Raw genomic sequence first — 608 nt, 5'->3', positions numbered from 1 at the left:
CTGAAGCAATCGGAAGTGGTTCCAAGAAAAGCCTCTAAGCTTCAGTCATACGAGACCGTACCGCAAACCGACACAGGTGGGCGAGATGAGTATTCTAAGGCGCTTGAGAGAACTCGGGAGAAGGAACTCGGCAAATTGGTACCGTAACTTCGGGAAAAGGTACGCCCTTGTAGCTTGGCTGATTTACTTCAGTAGGGTGAACGGGTTGCAATAAACTGGTGGCTGCGACTGTTTAATAAAAACACAGCACTCTGCAAACACGAAAGTGGACGTATAGGGTGTGACGCCTGCCCGGTGCTGGAAGATTAAATGATGGGGTGCAAGCTCTTGATTGAAGTCCCAGTAAACGGCGGCCGTAACTATAACGGTCCTAAGGTAGCGAAATTCCTTGTCGGGTAAGTTCCGACCTGCACGAATGGCGTAACGATGGCCACACTGTCTCCTCCCGAGACTCAGCGAAGTTGAAGTGTTTGTGATGATGCAATCTACCCGCGGCTAGACGGAAAGACCCCATGAACCTTTACTGTAGCTTTGCATTGGACTTTGAATCAATCTGTGTAGGATAGGTGGGAGGCTTTGAAGCGGGGACGCCAGTTCTCGTGGAGCCA

The 608-nt window shown here is 50.5% G+C and carries 1 rRNA gene; it reads left to right on the top strand.

From position 1 onward, the window contains the following. Window positions 1-608 (top strand): 23S ribosomal RNA (locus D0T21_RS31520); the annotation flags it as partial.

Origin of the sequence: Duganella sp. BJB476 (genome assembly GCF_003416895.1) — a bacterium.
Taxonomy (GTDB): domain Bacteria; phylum Pseudomonadota; class Gammaproteobacteria; order Burkholderiales; family Burkholderiaceae_D; genus Rugamonas.
Note: the sequence above shows the minus strand (reverse complement) of the source record. Positions and strands in the feature narration are given on the sequence as shown.